The sequence below is a fragment of the Tenacibaculum aquaeponti genome, from assembly GCF_052084715.1.
In the GTDB taxonomy this organism is placed as follows: domain Bacteria; phylum Bacteroidota; class Bacteroidia; order Flavobacteriales; family Flavobacteriaceae; genus Polaribacter.
The window spans coordinates 3,048,276-3,061,546 of the sequence record NZ_CP197288.1; the positions used below are offsets into that span (position 1 = coordinate 3,048,276).

Annotated in this window: 18 protein-coding genes and 1 riboswitch; of the genes, 15 read left to right on the forward strand and 3 right to left on the reverse strand. The window is 31.5% G+C overall.

Going from position 1 to position 13,271, the window contains the following annotated elements:
• The first annotated feature begins 3 nt into the window (after window positions 1-3).
• The 15 genes from ACSIGC_RS13815 (at window position 4) to cysM (ending at window position 12,188) form a co-directional block, all read left to right on the forward strand.
• Window positions 4-426, forward strand: coding sequence for an OsmC family protein (locus ACSIGC_RS13815; RefSeq protein WP_442265395.1), 423 nt, complete (start codon window positions 4-6; stop codon window positions 424-426).
• The gene (locus tag ACSIGC_RS13820) at window positions 423-1,589 is read left to right on the forward strand and encodes a trans-sulfuration enzyme family protein (protein WP_442265396.1); all 1,167 of its coding nucleotides are present in this window, start codon (window positions 423-425) and stop codon (window positions 1,587-1,589) included. Before ACSIGC_RS13815 ends, ACSIGC_RS13820 begins: the two co-directional genes overlap by 4 nt.
• 28 nt (window positions 1,590-1,617) lie before the next feature.
• On the forward strand, window positions 1,618-2,025 hold the full coding sequence (locus tag ACSIGC_RS13825; RefSeq protein WP_442265397.1) for an RrF2 family transcriptional regulator: 408 nt from the start codon (window positions 1,618-1,620) through the stop codon (window positions 2,023-2,025).
• Between the two features lie 113 nt (window positions 2,026-2,138).
• The gene (locus ACSIGC_RS13830) at window positions 2,139-2,393 is read left to right on the forward strand and encodes a DUF2061 domain-containing protein (protein ID WP_442265398.1); all 255 of its coding nucleotides are present in this window, start codon (window positions 2,139-2,141) and stop codon (window positions 2,391-2,393) included.
• Window positions 2,390-2,998 (forward strand): phosphoadenosine phosphosulfate reductase domain-containing protein, encoded by a 609-nt coding sequence (locus tag ACSIGC_RS13835; protein ID WP_442265399.1) that lies wholly within the window; start codon window positions 2,390-2,392, stop codon window positions 2,996-2,998. The genes ACSIGC_RS13830 and ACSIGC_RS13835 overlap by 4 nt, the downstream gene beginning before the upstream one ends.
• The gene (gene cysD / locus ACSIGC_RS13840) at window positions 2,980-3,915 is read left to right on the forward strand and encodes a sulfate adenylyltransferase subunit CysD (RefSeq protein WP_442265400.1); all 936 of its coding nucleotides are present in this window, start codon (window positions 2,980-2,982) and stop codon (window positions 3,913-3,915) included. The genes ACSIGC_RS13835 and cysD overlap by 19 nt, the downstream gene beginning before the upstream one ends.
• Window positions 3,916-4,016: 101 nt before the next feature.
• The gene (locus ACSIGC_RS13845) at window positions 4,017-5,267 is read left to right on the forward strand and encodes a sulfate adenylyltransferase subunit 1 (RefSeq protein WP_442265401.1); all 1,251 of its coding nucleotides are present in this window, start codon (window positions 4,017-4,019) and stop codon (window positions 5,265-5,267) included.
• Window positions 5,268-5,278: 11 nt separating this feature from the next.
• Entirely contained in the window at window positions 5,279-5,626 is a 348-nt protein-coding gene (locus ACSIGC_RS13850; RefSeq protein WP_095074191.1) for a 4Fe-4S dicluster domain-containing protein, read from the forward strand.
• An 11-nt stretch (window positions 5,627-5,637) separates the two neighbouring features.
• Window positions 5,638-7,743: a nitrite reductase gene (locus tag ACSIGC_RS13855; RefSeq protein ID WP_442265402.1), complete on the forward strand. Its 2,106-nt coding sequence runs from the start codon at window positions 5,638-5,640 to the stop codon at window positions 7,741-7,743.
• A 2-nt stretch (window positions 7,744-7,745) separates the two neighbouring features.
• Entirely contained in the window at window positions 7,746-8,522 is a 777-nt protein-coding gene (cobA, locus tag ACSIGC_RS13860) for a uroporphyrinogen-III C-methyltransferase (protein WP_442265403.1), read from the forward strand.
• Window positions 8,515-9,105: a precorrin-2 dehydrogenase/sirohydrochlorin ferrochelatase family protein gene (locus ACSIGC_RS13865; RefSeq protein ID WP_442265404.1), complete on the forward strand. Its 591-nt coding sequence runs from the start codon at window positions 8,515-8,517 to the stop codon at window positions 9,103-9,105. Before cobA ends, ACSIGC_RS13865 begins: the two co-directional genes overlap by 8 nt.
• Window positions 9,102-10,157: an NAD(P)/FAD-dependent oxidoreductase gene (locus ACSIGC_RS13870; RefSeq protein WP_442265405.1), complete on the forward strand. Its 1,056-nt coding sequence runs from the start codon at window positions 9,102-9,104 to the stop codon at window positions 10,155-10,157. Before ACSIGC_RS13865 ends, ACSIGC_RS13870 begins: the two co-directional genes overlap by 4 nt.
• A gap of 67 nt (window positions 10,158-10,224) precedes the next feature.
• Window positions 10,225-10,551, forward strand: a complete 327-nt coding sequence (locus ACSIGC_RS13875; RefSeq protein ID WP_442265406.1) for a 2Fe-2S iron-sulfur cluster-binding protein — start codon at window positions 10,225-10,227, stop codon at window positions 10,549-10,551.
• A 23-nt stretch (window positions 10,552-10,574) separates the two neighbouring features.
• On the forward strand, window positions 10,575-11,297 hold the full coding sequence (epsC, locus tag ACSIGC_RS13880) for a serine O-acetyltransferase EpsC (protein WP_442265407.1): 723 nt from the start codon (window positions 10,575-10,577) through the stop codon (window positions 11,295-11,297).
• A 3-nt stretch (window positions 11,298-11,300) separates the two neighbouring features.
• Window positions 11,301-12,188, forward strand: a complete 888-nt coding sequence (cysM, locus tag ACSIGC_RS13885; protein WP_442265408.1) for a cysteine synthase CysM — start codon at window positions 11,301-11,303, stop codon at window positions 12,186-12,188.
• A 71-nt stretch (window positions 12,189-12,259) separates the two neighbouring features.
• Here cysM and ACSIGC_RS13890 read toward each other — a convergent pair whose 3' ends face one another.
• From ACSIGC_RS13890 to ACSIGC_RS13900, 3 genes are read right to left on the reverse strand one after another with little or no spacing between them, the layout of a single operon-like run.
• Window positions 12,260-12,529 (reverse strand): hypothetical protein, encoded by a 270-nt coding sequence (locus ACSIGC_RS13890; RefSeq protein WP_442265409.1) that lies wholly within the window; start codon window positions 12,527-12,529, stop codon window positions 12,260-12,262.
• Between the two features lie 44 nt (window positions 12,530-12,573).
• Entirely contained in the window at window positions 12,574-12,774 is a 201-nt protein-coding gene (locus ACSIGC_RS13895; protein ID WP_442265410.1) for a hypothetical protein, read from the reverse strand.
• A gap of 14 nt (window positions 12,775-12,788) precedes the next feature.
• A complete protein-coding gene (locus ACSIGC_RS13900; protein ID WP_442265411.1) occupies window positions 12,789-13,046 on the reverse strand; it encodes a hypothetical protein in 258 nt (85 codons plus the stop codon).
• Window positions 13,047-13,146: 100 nt separating this feature from the next.
• Window positions 13,147-13,262, forward strand: a riboswitch (SAM riboswitch).
• The last annotated feature ends 9 nt before the right edge of the window (window positions 13,263-13,271 follow it).

Here is a 13,271-nt window from a genome sequence, read left to right on the forward strand (position 1 = left end):
CAAATGAACATTCAACTAAAAAATTATAACAAACACCTATTATTTGAAGCAAAAAATCAAACGGGTTATTCATTATTAGTAGGACAAACTCAAGATGAAACTTCAGTAAACGCTATTCGTCCTATGGAATTAATGTTGGTAAGTCTGGCAAGTTGCAGTAGCATAGATGTCGTAAAGATTCTAAACAAACAAAAGGTTTACGATTTCGATTATAATGTTTCAATAGATGCTACTCGTAAAGAAGATGAAATACCAGCAATTTTTCAAGATATCACAATTACATATAATTTTAACGGAACAGTGAGTAGTGCAAAAGTAAAAAAAGCAACAAGTTTGGCTGTAGAAAAATACTGTTCTGTAGCTAAAATTATAGAAAAAACAGCTAAAATAAATTATAAAATTATTTTGAATAACGAAGAGATATGAGTAAGAATTTTGAAACACAAGCAGTAAGAATTCAAACAGAACGTTCACAGTTTTCAGAACATTCTACACCATTATATTTAACATCGAGTTTTGTTTTTGATGATGCAGAAGATATGCGAGCTTCTTTTGCAGAAGAGAAGCAGCGAAATCTATACAGTAGATTTTCTAACCCGAATACTACAGAGTTTGTAGATAAAATTGTTGCAATGGAAAGAGCAGAGGCAGGTTATGCATTTGCTACAGGAATGGGAGCTGTGTTTTCAACATTCGCAGCATTATTAAATGCTGGAGATCATATTGTTTCTTCTCGTTCTGTTTTTGGTTCTACACATAGTTTATTTACGAAGTATTTACCAAAATGGAATATAGAGACTAGTTATTTTAAAGTAAATGAATTAGATAAAGTTGAAAGTTTAATTCAACCGAATACTAAAATATTATATGCAGAATCACCTACAAATCCAGCAGTAGATGTTTTGGATTTAGAGGCTTTATCTCAAATTGCTAAAAAGCATAATTTGTTATTGGTGATAGATAATTGTTTTGCAACACCATATTTACAAAACCCGATAAAATTCGGAGCAGATTTGGTAATTCATTCAGCGACAAAATTAATTGACGGACAAGGTAGAGTTTTAGGTGGAGTTACAGTAGGAAAAGCAGAACTGATTAAAGAAATTTATTTATTTGCTAGAAATACTGGTCCTGCTATGTCACCATTTAACGCTTGGGTTTTATCTAAAAGTCTAGAAACTTTAGCTGTTCGAGTAGATAAACATTGTGAAAATGCATTAAAAGTTGCTCAATTTTTAGAAGCGCATCCAGCAGTAAATTTTGTGAAATATCCTTTTTTACCATCACATCCTCAATATGAAGTAGCTAAAAAGCAGATGAGATTAGGAGGTAATATTGTAGCTTTTGAAATTAAAGGAGGAATCGAAGCTGGAAGAAAGTTTTTAAATAAAATTAAACTATGTTCTTTATCTGCAAATTTAGGAGATTCAAGAACAATTGTAACACATCCTGCTTCTACAACTCACAGTAAATTAAGCGAAAAAGATCGACTAGAAGTTGGAATTACAGATGGATTGGTACGCAGTTCTATTGGTTTAGAATTTGTAGATGATGTTATAGAAGATCTAAAACAAGCTTTAGATGGATAAAAATTTATAAAAAGTATATATTTGTAATATGCTTTCTAAGAAAACAAAATATGGGATTAAAGCTTTAACTTTTATAGCGAAGCAAGAAAAAGGAGAAAAGGTTCAGATTGCAACAATTTCTGAAAGTGAAAATATATCTCATAAATTTTTAGAAAGTATATTACTTACCTTAAGAAAAGCAGGTGTGCTTGGGGCCAAAAAAGGAAAAGGTGGAGGATATTATATGATAAAAGACCCTTCTGAAGTTAAAATGACAGAAGTAATCCGAACTCTTGAAGGTCCAATTGCAATGGTACCATGTGTAAGCTTGAATTTTTATGAAAAATGCGATGATTGTCCAGATGAAGAGGCATGCGCTGTACATAAATTAATGATTCAAGTGCGTGATAATACATTACATGTATTAAGAAACACTACACTTGCTGATTTAGTTTAGTTAAACAAATATTACTAAAGTGTTAATTTTTTGATTTTTACTTTGATATTAGTGAATCATATGTATATTTGCCTCATAAACCTACCATCCCGATAGGGTAAATGTGTTTTAAAATGATATTTGAACAAATAATAGAAGATAAATCAAATTTTAAGGAAGATAGATACTCTGAGAAACCATTAAGAAGTGTTGTTAAATCATTTAGTTGGAGGGCGGTAGGGACGATAGATACAATAGTTATTTCATGGTTAATTACAGGAGAAATAGATACAGCATTATCAATTGGAGGAATTGAATTAGTAACTAAAATGCTATTGTATTTTTTTCATGAAAGAGTTTGGAATAGTATAAAATGGGGTAGAAAATGAATATAGAAAACATAAACAAAGAATTAAAAGGGAAATCTCCTCAAGAGATTGTGAATTGGGCGTTGTCAGTAGCTAAAAGGCCAGTAGTAACAACTAATTTTAGACCATACGAAAGTGCAATTTTACATTTAGTGGTGACCGAGCAAAAAGATATTCCTGTTGTATGGTGTGATACAGGTTATAATACACCTCAAACTTATAAGCACGCAGAAGAACTTATAGAAAAGTTAAGTTTAAATGTAAAGTTATACGTGCCAAAGCAAACAGTTGCACACAGAAATATCGTCTTAGGATTACCTAGTGTAGATGATCCTAATCATGCTGTTTTTACAGAACAAGTTAAGTTAGAGCCTTTTAAGAGAGCAATGAACGAACATCAACCAGATGTATGGTTTACTAATTTAAGGAAAGGACAAACTGCTTTTAGAGATAGTATTGATACTGTTTCTGTCAGTAAAGATGGAGTACTAAAAGTAAGTCCTTTTTATAATTTTTCTGACGAAGAGTTAGATCAATATTTGGCTGAGTTCGATTTACCTAACGAGTTTAAATATTTCGATCCAACTAAAGTAGAGAGTAATAGAGAATGTGGTTTACATATTTAAAAAACATGATTATGAATACGAATGTAATTAGAGTAGGAGCATTAGAGAGCGAAGCAATTTATATCATAAGAGAAGTAGCAGCTCAGTTTGAAAAACCTGTACTATTGTTTTCTGGAGGAAAAGATAGTATTACCTTGGTAAGATTAGCTCAAAAAGCTTTTTACCCAGCAAAAATTCCATTCCCTTTAATGCATATCGATACAGGCCATAATTTTCCTGAAACTATTGAGTTTCGAGATCGATTAGTTGAAGAATTAGGAGTTGAGTTAATTGTTCGTAATGTTCAAGATAATATAGATGCTGGTAAAGTAAAAGAAGAGACTGGTAAGTATGCTAGTCGAAATATTTTACAGACAGAAACTCTATTAGATGCAATTGAAGAATTCGGATTCGATGCATGTATCGGTGGTGCAAGAAGAGATGAAGAAAAAGCAAGAGCAAAAGAAAGAATTTTCTCAGTTCGTGATGATTTCGGTCAGTGGGATGAAAAAAATCAAAGACCAGAATTATTCGATATGTTAAATGGAAGAATAGATTTAGGTCAGAATGTTCGTGTGTTTCCTATTTCAAATTGGACAGAGTTAGATGTGTGGTCATATATCCAAAAGGAAGCCATTGAAATTCCTTCTATATACTTTGCGCATCAGCGTGAAACTTTTTTAAGAGACGGACTTATTTGGTCTGCAAATGATGGAGTTGTATATCGAGATGAAGATGAAAAAGTAGAGCAAAGAATGGTTCGCTTTAGAACAGTTGGAGATATGAGTTGTACTGCCGCAGTTTTATCTGATGCTGTAGATATCGCATCTGTAGTTGCAGAGATTAGAGATTCTAAAATTTCAGAACGTGGTGCTAGAATTGATGATAAACGATCTGAAGCTGCAATGGAAAAAAGAAAACAACAAGGATATTTTTAAAAGATTACAAAATTTATGGGGTGAAAGACTGTAAGTGATTATTGTTTTGGGGATTATTTATAAAATTCTTACAGTCTAAAGCTCTCTATCAATAAAAAAAAATGAACGTACTAAAAATAGCAACAGCAGGAAGTGTAGATGACGGAAAGAGCACGTTAATAGGACGAATTTTATACGATACAAATTCATTGACTGAAGATAAACTTCAAGCAATTGAAGATAAAAGTAAACAGCGTGGATTTGATTATCTAGATTTTTCATTAGCTACTGATGGTTTAGTAGCAGAAAGAGAACAAGGAATTACAATCGATGTAGCACATATTTATTTTTCTACACCAAGAACTAGTTTTATTGTAGCCGATAGTCCTGGGCATATCGAATATACCAGAAATATGGTTACTGGAGCGTCAAATTCTCAAGCGTCTATAATTTTAGTAGATGCTAGAAATGGAGTGGTAGAGCAAACATATCGTCATTTCTTTATCAATAATCTACTCAGAGTGAAAGAAGTTGTTATCGCAGTAAATAAAATGGACTTGGTAGATTATTCTGAAGAGAAATTCAATCAGATTAAAGGTGAAATAGAATATTTGTCTCAAAAAAGTGATTATCAAGATCAAAATTTAACATTTGTGCCAATATCAGCTTTACATGGAGATAATGTAGTTTCAACTTCTAATAATATTCCTTGGTATACAGGTAAAAGTTTATTAGACCATCTAGAAGGTTTGAATGTTAAAAGTGAATTGAATGTAGAATCTAAGGTTCGTTTTCCTGTTCAAACCGTAATTCGTCCTAAAACAGATGAATATCATGATTATCGAGGTTATGCTGGTAAATTATATGGAGGAGATTTAGCAGTTGGTGATGAAGTTACAGTATTGCCTTCTGAAACAAAATCTAAAGTAAAGAGTATCCAGTTTTTCGATCAAGAATTCGAACAAGCTAAAAGTGGAAGTTCTGTAAGCATAACATTAGAAGACAATGTGAATGTAAGTAGAGGTGATATGTTAGTGAAAACTGGTCAAGAACCTAAAATTGTAAAACAATTAGAAGCTACGATTTGTTGGATGGATAGTACGCCATTACGAGCTTCAGAAAAATATTATATCAAGCACGGAGTAAATGATGCGCAAGCTAAAATTACCAGTCTAAATACAATTATTAACACTGACTTTTCGGGCGAACATGAAAACCCTTCAAAACTTTCCCTGAATGAAATAGGGAAAGTTAGCCTGAAAGTAAGTAAACCATTGTTTGTGGATAGTTATAAAAAAAATAAAGCGAATGGAGCTTTTATCTTAATTAATCCGAAAACAAATAATACTTCGGGTGTAGGTTTCATCAATTAAAAAAACAGGAAATGGCAATTATTATAACAGACGAATGTATCAATTGTGGTGCCTGTGAGCCAGAGTGCCCGAATACAGCAATTTATGAAGGAGCTGAAGATTGGAATTACGGTCAAGGAACTTCTTTAGAAGGAGATATTGAATTGTTGAATGGAATTAAGCTGAATGCTGAAGATGATCAAGAAGCAATATCTGATGAATACTATTTCATTGTACCAGATAAATGTACAGAATGTAAAGGGTTTCACGAAGAGCCACAATGTGCAGCAGTTTGTCCTGTAGATTGTTGTGTTCCTGATGAGAATCATGTAGAAACCGAAGAAGAATTATTAAACAAGCAGCAATTTTTGCATAATTAAACCCTATTACCATGCAAAGTTTTAGAAGCGAAATAGAAAATCCAGTTGTTGAAAAAGACATATTGGAATTAGAAAGAAAAATTAGACTTTTTAAAGAAGGAAAAATAGATGAAGAACGTTTTAGAAGTCTGCGTTTAGCTCGTGGTGTATATGGGCAAAGACAGCTAGGAGTTCAAATGATACGAATAAAACTTCCTTACGGAAAAGTAACAAGTGAGCAATTACATCGTATTTCTGATGTATCTGATGAATATTCTAGAGGAAGATTACATATTACAACACGACAAGATATTCAAATTCATTATGTGAGTTTAGATAGAACCCCTGAACTTTGGGCACAATTAGAAAAAGATGATATAACTTTAAGGGAAGCTTGTGGAAATGCAGTAAGAAATGTAACAGCATCAGAAACCGCAGGAATAGATCCTAAAGAACCGTTTGATGTAACACCATACGCACATGCAACATTTCAATTCTTTCTAAGAAATCCTGTTTGTCAAGAAATGGGGAGAAAATTTAAAATGTCTTTTTCTGCGACAGATGATGATACTGCATTAAGTTTTATTCACGATTTAGGTTTTATTGCTAAAACTAAAAAGATCGGAGATCAAGAAATTCATGGATTTAAAGTTGTACTTGCAGGTGGATTAGGTTCTCAACCAAGACATGCAGATGTAATGTATGATTTCTTAGCTACAGATTTATTAATTCCAACTATTGAAGGTGTTTTAAGAGTTTTCGATCGTTACGGAGAAAGAACTAAAAGAGCAAAAGCGCGTTTAAAATTCTTAGTTAAAGATTTAGGTTTAGATGGATTTTTAAATTTAGTAGATAAAGAGAAAAGAGCTTTAGCATATCAATCTTATCCTATTGATACGACTGATTTTGAGAATGAAATTGTTTTTGAAACATCAGAAGTTCCTTCAGTAACTATTGAAGATCAAGAAGCATATGATTTATGGAAATCTACAAATGTAATTCCACAAAAACAAGATGACTTATTTGCTATTGGAATAAAAGTACATTTAGGTGATTTTTATACCGATAAAGCTAGAAAGTTAGCCGATTTAATCAAGAAATACGGAGCAAACGAGTTACGATTTACATTACGTCAGAATATTTTAATTCGTCATGTAAGAGAAGCTTTTTTACCATTTTTCTATACAGAATTAAATAAACTTGGTTTTACTGAAGCAGGATATAATAGTGTATTTGATATCACAGCTTGTCCTGGAACAGATACATGTAATTTAGGTATTTCTAGTAGTACAGGTATTTCTGCTGAACTAGAGCGTGTTTTAAAAAGTGAGTATCCACAATATGTAAATAATAAAGATATTACAATCAAAATTAGTGGTTGTATGAATGCTTGTGGTCAACATAATATGGCTCATATTGGTTTCCAAGGAATGTCAATAAAAACAGGAAATTTAGTTGCACCAGCATTGCAGATTTTATTAGGAGGAGGTGTTTTAGGAGATGGAAAAGGAAGATTTGCAGATAAAGTAATTAAAATACCTAGTAAAAGAGGACCAGAATCATTACGTGTTTTATTAAATGATTTTAAAAATAATCAAACTAAAAATGAAAGTTTTTTAGATTATTACGATAAACAAGGAAAAACATATTTCTATGATTTATTAAAGCACTTATCAAGTACTGATAATTTAACAGAAGATGATTTTGTGGATTGGGGGCATGATAGAAAATATGTTAAAGCTATTGGTGTAGGAGAATGTGCAGGAGTTGTGATCGATTTAGTAGCTACATTATTATTTGAAAGCGAAGAGAAAATAGAAAATGCCGAATTATCTATTCAAGAAGAAAAGTGGGCAGATAGTATTTATCATTCTTATGCATCTATTATAAACACGGCAAAAGCATTATTAACAGTTGAAGGAGCTAAAACAAACACTCAAGCTTCTATAGTAGCAAATTTTGAAGAGGTTTTTGTAAAGACTAATCGAATAGTTTTAGAAAGTTCTTTTGCAGATTTTGTTTATGCAATAAATAAAAATGAACCATCAGAAGAATTTGCTAAAAATTATGTAAAAAAAGCAAAGAGTTTTTATCATAAAGTAGATGCATACAGAAAGTTAGAAGTTGAAGTAAAATAAAGATGATGAATGCAATTCCTAAATTAACAGTTGTAGGTGCTGGTCCTGGTGATCCAGAACTAATTACGGTAAAAGCTATTAAAGCGTTAAAAAATGCAGATGTTATTTTATACGATGCTCTGGTAAATGCTGAATTATTAGATTATGTGAATCCAAATGCTGAATTAATTTTTGTTGGAAAAAGACGAGGATGTTATCGTTATCAACAGCAACAAATTAACGAACTTATTGTATCTAGAGGATATTCTCATGGACATGTAGTGCGTTTAAAAGGAGGAGATCCTTTTATTTTCGGAAGAGGAGCTGAAGAAATGGAATATGCTGCTAAATATGGATTACAAGTAGCGATGGTACCCGGAATTTCATCATCAATAGCAGTTCCAGCATATCAAAATGTACCATTAACAAAAAGAGGTAGTGCAGAAAGTTTCTGGGTAATTACAGGAACAACAAAACAACATAAACTTTCTGAAGATGTTGCGTTAGCAGCAAAATCAAAAGCAACAGTTGTGATATTAATGGGAATGGGGAAACTTTCGCAAATAACTACATTATTTCGATTAGAAGGAAAACATGATTTACCTGTGGCAATTATTCAAGAAGGAACTACTCCAAGAGAAAAAGTTGGAATTGGTACTATTGCTTCTATTGAAAATATTGTTAAAGAACAACAATTAAGTAATCCTGCAATTATCGTAATTGGAGAAGTAGTAAAACATAGAGAAACTCTTCAAGGAATAGTTAATGAAACAAGTTTAGAAATGGTAGGTAATGAATGAAGAAAGAAATAATTTATATCCTGTTTTTCTTAAAGTGAAAAATCTACAGGTATTAATTGTCGGTGGTGGTTTTGTTGCAGAAGAAAAACTTACGTTTTTGTTGAAATCGAGTCCAGATGCAAAAGTTACTATTGTGTCACCAATGTTTAGAACAGGAACAAAAGCTTTAGCAGAAAAATACGACGTTACACTAATTAACGATGTATACAAAACTTCGTATTTAGATGGAAAACATATTGTGATTGCAACCACAGATATTCCAGAAATAAATGTTGAGGTTTACAAAGATTGTAGAGCGCAAAGTAAGTTGGTAAATGTAGCAGATAATCCACCGTATTGCGATTTCTATATGGGAGGAATTGTAACGAAAGGAAATGTGAAAATTGCAATTTCTACCAATGGAAAATCACCTACAACAGCAAAAAGATTACGACAATTTTTTGAAGAAGTAATTCCAGATAAAATAGATGACCTCGTGCAGAATTTAAACGAGTATAGAAAAACAATTAAAGGAAATTTTGAACAAAAAGTAGAAACATTAAACGAGTTTACTAAAGGTTTAGTAGAAAAGATAGAAAAATGATAGAAACAGATATATTAATAATAGGAGCAGGACCAACAGGGTTATTTACAGTTTTTGAAGCAGGATTATTAAAATTACGTTGTCATTTAATAGATGCATTAGCACAACCAGGTGGACAATGTTCAGAGATTTATCCGAAAAAACCAATTTACGATATACCAGCTTATCCTGAGATTTTAGCAGGTGATTTAACGGAGAAGTTATTAGAGCAAGGAAAGCAGTTTCAGCCAGGTTTTACTTTAGGAGAACGTGCAGAAACAATCGATAAACAAGACGATGGAACATTTATCGTTACAACAAATAAAGGAACAAAACATAAAGCACCAGTAGTGGCAATTGCTGGAGGTTTAGGAAGTTTTGAGCCAAGAAAACCTAAGATTGATAATTTAGCTAAATTCGAAGATAACGGAGTTGAATACATGATTAAAGAACCAGAATTATATCGTGATAAAGATGTGGTTATTGCAGGTGGTGGAGATTCTGCTTTAGACTGGTCAATCTTCTTAACAGATGTTGCAAAATCAGTAACATTAATTCATAGAAGAAATGAATTTAGAGGAGCTTTAGACTCAGTAGAAAAAGTTCAAGAATTAAAGAACTTAGGCAAGATTAATTTAATTACTCCTGCTGAAGTAAAAGGAATTCTTGGAGACGATAAAGTCACAGGTGTTGTTGTAGAACAAAAAGATAAAGAGCCTTTTATAATCGATACAGATCATTTCATTCCTTTATTCGGATTAGCCCCAAAACTTGGTCCGATTGGAAATTGGGGATTAGAAATTGAAAAGAATGCTATTAAAGTTGACAATTCTTTAGATTATCAAACAAATATTCCAGGAATTTATGCTATTGGAGATGTTAATACATATCCAGGTAAATTAAAATTAATTTTATGTGGTTTCCATGAAGCTACTTTAATGTGTCAGAGTGCATATAAGAGAATTTTTCCAGACAAAAAGTATGTAATGAAATATACAACTGTAGGAGGAGTAGAAGGTTTTGACGGAACTAAAAAAGAGGCACCAAAAGCAGTAGTAAAAGCTATCAATTAGCGTTAAGTATTAAGTCTGAAGGTCAAAGTACTCAGGACTTAATACTAATTTCTTAATACTGAAAGAAATGGATATTAATATAAAAATAAAAGATAGAGAAGGTGTAATTCATGATGTAGTTGCTCCGACAGATATGGCAATGAATTTAATGGAAGTTGTTCGTTCTTACGAATTAGCTCCAGAAGGAACCATAGGAATCTGTGGAGGAATGGCCATGTGTGCTTCTTGTCAATGTTATGTTACATCTAGCCACGAGCTTCCAGAAATGTCAGATGATGAAGATGCGATGTTAGCAGAAGCTTTCGATGTAGAAGATAATAGTAGATTGGGGTGTCAAATTCGAATGACTCCAGAATTAGAAGGTTTAGAAGTAGAGTTAGCTCCAGAAAGTTAATTATATTTATATAAAAAAATAAAATGCAATTCAGTAATTACAACTTATCACTAAAAGACGATGTAGAATATTTTACAAAACAACTATTTTATGCATTGTTTGAAGATGTTTGTCAGGAAAAAGCCAATCATTTAAAAAGTAAGTTTGTAAAAATCTTAAAAGGATTATCTGTAGAAAAACACGAAGAAATTTGGATGTATTATCAAACATCATTCTGCGATATCCGAAAGAAATTAGATTTAGATGCAAAAGCTTTTGAAAATAAAGATCCAGCTTGTAAAAGTTTAGGTGAGGTATATTTAGCGTATCCAGGTTTTCACGCCATTGCGATATATCGTTTAAGTCATGAATTGTATAAAATTAATGTCCCAATTTTACCGCGAATGATGAGTGAATATGCACATAGTTTAACCGGTGTAGATATTCATCCAGGAGCAACAATTGGAGAAGCTTTCTTTATCGATCATGCAACAGGTGTCGTAATAGGTGAAACTACAATTATCGAAAATAATGTTAGTATTTATCAAGGAGTAACTTTAGGTGGAATTCAAGTAAAAAAAGAATTAGCTGAAGTTAAAAGACATCCAACGATAGAAAGTAATGTAACCATTTATGCAAATGCTACAATTTTAGGAAATATTGTGGTTGGAGCAAATACAGTTATCGGAGCAAATGTTTGCATAACAAAGTCTATAGAGCCAAATTCAACTGTGATTTATAAATCACAAAATAGTATTTATAACTAGTATATGAACGCAAAAAATATTACAGATTTTGTAGGAAATACGCCTTTAGTAGAAGCTACAAATATTATAAATAAAGAAAATGTTCGTCTGTTTTTAAAGTTAGAAGGACATAATCCAGGAGGAAGTGTAAAAGATAGAGCAGCGTATTACATGATTTCTGAAGCTTTGAAAAAGAATAACATTAAAAAAGGAGATACTTTAGTAGAAGCAACAAGTGGAAATACAGGAATTGCACTTGCATTAATGGCAAAAGTTTTAGGATTAAATATGGTATTGGTAATGCCAGAACATGCCACTATAGAACGTGTAAAAACAATGCGAGCTTACGGAGCAGAAGTAATCTTAACACCTTCTGAAGTTGGTATGGAAGGAGCTATTGATCATGCTTTAGAATTAAAATACAAAAAGGGATATTTTAGATTAAATCAGTTCGATAATTTAGATAATCCAAAAGCACATTATAGTACAACCGGACCAGAAATTTGGAGAGATACTGAAGGAAAAGTAACTCATTTCGTTTCTGCTATGGGAACTACAGGAACAATTACAGGAGTTTCAGATTATTTAAAAGAGCAAAATAAAGATATTACTATTGTTGGTGTTCAGCCAAAAGAAGGAGCTCGCATTCCAGGAATTCGTAAATGGCCAGAAGAATATTTACCAGCAATTTTTAAAAGAGAAAAAATTGATAAAGTTTTAGAGGTAAATCAAGAAGAAGCAAAAGCAATGACCATTCGTTTAGCTCGTGAAGAAGGAATTTTCTCAGGAATGAGTAGTGGTGGAGCAGTAGCTTCAGCTTTAAAATTAGCGGAAACACTAGACGAAGGCATTATTGTTGCAATTATCTGTGATCGAGGAGATCGTTATTTATCTTCAGATATTTTTGTATAGAGAATTTTAGTTCGATTGTCGTCGAAAATTTATAATTAAAAAGCCTTTTCATTTTTGAAAAGGCTTTTTAATTATAAAGTGTAGCTTAATTTTTCTGTAAAAAAAGAGTTAGTTTCTGTTACATCTTTTGAAGACATATTTGAAAAACAAATTGATATCCATAGTATTTCATTTTTACTGAAAATATAATCTGTTTTATCCATTTCCATTGATAATTTAATTTCTGTTTCCCAACCTAAATCACCTCCGTATATCGTGGCAGTTTGATTTTTTTGATCACCAATGAAGATAAATTGTTCTATATAGTTATTTTCATAATAACCTAAATATTTTCCTTCCATATCAATTTTCGGAAATTTACCATTACCTTTTATGTGATTATTTTCTACTGTAAAATATTTTGAAATTCTTTATAATGATCTAAAACTAGATTAGTCAGTTGGTCTATATCTATAATGGTTAGGTTTTTATCACTGAAGTATTCTTTGATTTTATCTTGAGCATTAATAGTAATTTTATTGTTAGTTATAAACCATACATTATCTAATGAAATTCTTTTTTGTCCATTAAAAATAGTTTTAGGCATTCTAAAAGATTCATTTATTTGACGTTCAATATTTTCAATGTCTGACTGTGAATTTTTTGACTTTTGACAACTACACCTGTATATTTTTCTTTGAGCAATGTTTGATCTTCTTGTATTAAGACAAAATTAGAACCGTATTCTCTGTTTCCATGAGTGTATTCTATATGTTTAATATAAGGTAGGTGAGTAAAGAAGTTTTTTAAAAAAGGATGTAGATCTTTAACTTCATCTTTATAAGATTGAATTTTCTGTTTAACTTTTTCAATATCCATTTTGGAGGTTATAAATAATAATTCTAAATATAAAAACAATCTATTATTGTGTAATAAAAAATAAACCAATAACTTTGCAATTCAGTTCATAAACATTTTATAGTTATCAAGAAAGGTGGAGGGAATAGACCCTTTGAAACCTTAGCAACCCTTTGTGTAAACAAAGAAGGTGCTAAATTCTACTTCAATATTTTAAATATTGTGGAGAGATAACCCAAAGAATAC

Excerpts from the sequence above, each read along its gene's own strand:
- ACSIGC_RS13815 (WP_442265395.1), top strand. The coding sequence starts at position 4 with ATGAACATTCAACTAAAAAATTATAACAAACACCTATTATTTGAAGCA.
- ACSIGC_RS13820 (WP_442265396.1), top strand. The coding sequence starts at position 423 with ATGAGTAAGAATTTTGAAACACAAGCAGTAAGAATTCAAACAGAACGT.
- ACSIGC_RS13825 (WP_442265397.1), top strand. The coding sequence starts at position 1,618 with ATGCTTTCTAAGAAAACAAAATATGGGATTAAAGCTTTAACTTTTATA.
- ACSIGC_RS13830 (WP_442265398.1), top strand. The coding sequence starts at position 2,139 with ATGATATTTGAACAAATAATAGAAGATAAATCAAATTTTAAGGAAGAT.
- ACSIGC_RS13835 (WP_442265399.1), top strand. The coding sequence starts at position 2,390 with ATGAATATAGAAAACATAAACAAAGAATTAAAAGGGAAATCTCCTCAA.
- cysD (WP_442265400.1), top strand. The coding sequence starts at position 2,980 with ATGTGGTTTACATATTTAAAAAACATGATTATGAATACGAATGTAATT.
- ACSIGC_RS13845 (WP_442265401.1), top strand. The coding sequence starts at position 4,017 with ATGAACGTACTAAAAATAGCAACAGCAGGAAGTGTAGATGACGGAAAG.
- ACSIGC_RS13850 (WP_095074191.1), top strand. The coding sequence starts at position 5,279 with ATGGCAATTATTATAACAGACGAATGTATCAATTGTGGTGCCTGTGAG.
- ACSIGC_RS13855 (WP_442265402.1), top strand. The coding sequence starts at position 5,638 with ATGCAAAGTTTTAGAAGCGAAATAGAAAATCCAGTTGTTGAAAAAGAC.
- cobA (WP_442265403.1), top strand. The coding sequence starts at position 7,746 with ATGATGAATGCAATTCCTAAATTAACAGTTGTAGGTGCTGGTCCTGGT.
- ACSIGC_RS13865 (WP_442265404.1), top strand. The coding sequence starts at position 8,515 with ATGAATGAAGAAAGAAATAATTTATATCCTGTTTTTCTTAAAGTGAAA.
- ACSIGC_RS13870 (WP_442265405.1), top strand. The coding sequence starts at position 9,102 with ATGATAGAAACAGATATATTAATAATAGGAGCAGGACCAACAGGGTTA.
- ACSIGC_RS13875 (WP_442265406.1), top strand. The coding sequence starts at position 10,225 with ATGGATATTAATATAAAAATAAAAGATAGAGAAGGTGTAATTCATGAT.
- epsC (WP_442265407.1), top strand. The coding sequence starts at position 10,575 with ATGCAATTCAGTAATTACAACTTATCACTAAAAGACGATGTAGAATAT.
- cysM (WP_442265408.1), top strand. The coding sequence starts at position 11,301 with ATGAACGCAAAAAATATTACAGATTTTGTAGGAAATACGCCTTTAGTA.
- ACSIGC_RS13890 (WP_442265409.1), bottom strand. The coding sequence starts at position 12,529 with ATGGAAGGAAAATATTTAGGTTATTATGAAAATAACTATATAGAACAA.
- ACSIGC_RS13895 (WP_442265410.1), bottom strand. The coding sequence starts at position 12,774 with ATGCCTAAAACTATTTTTAATGGACAAAAAAGAATTTCATTAGATAAT.
- ACSIGC_RS13900 (WP_442265411.1), bottom strand. The coding sequence starts at position 13,046 with ATGGATATTGAAAAAGTTAAACAGAAAATTCAATCTTATAAAGATGAA.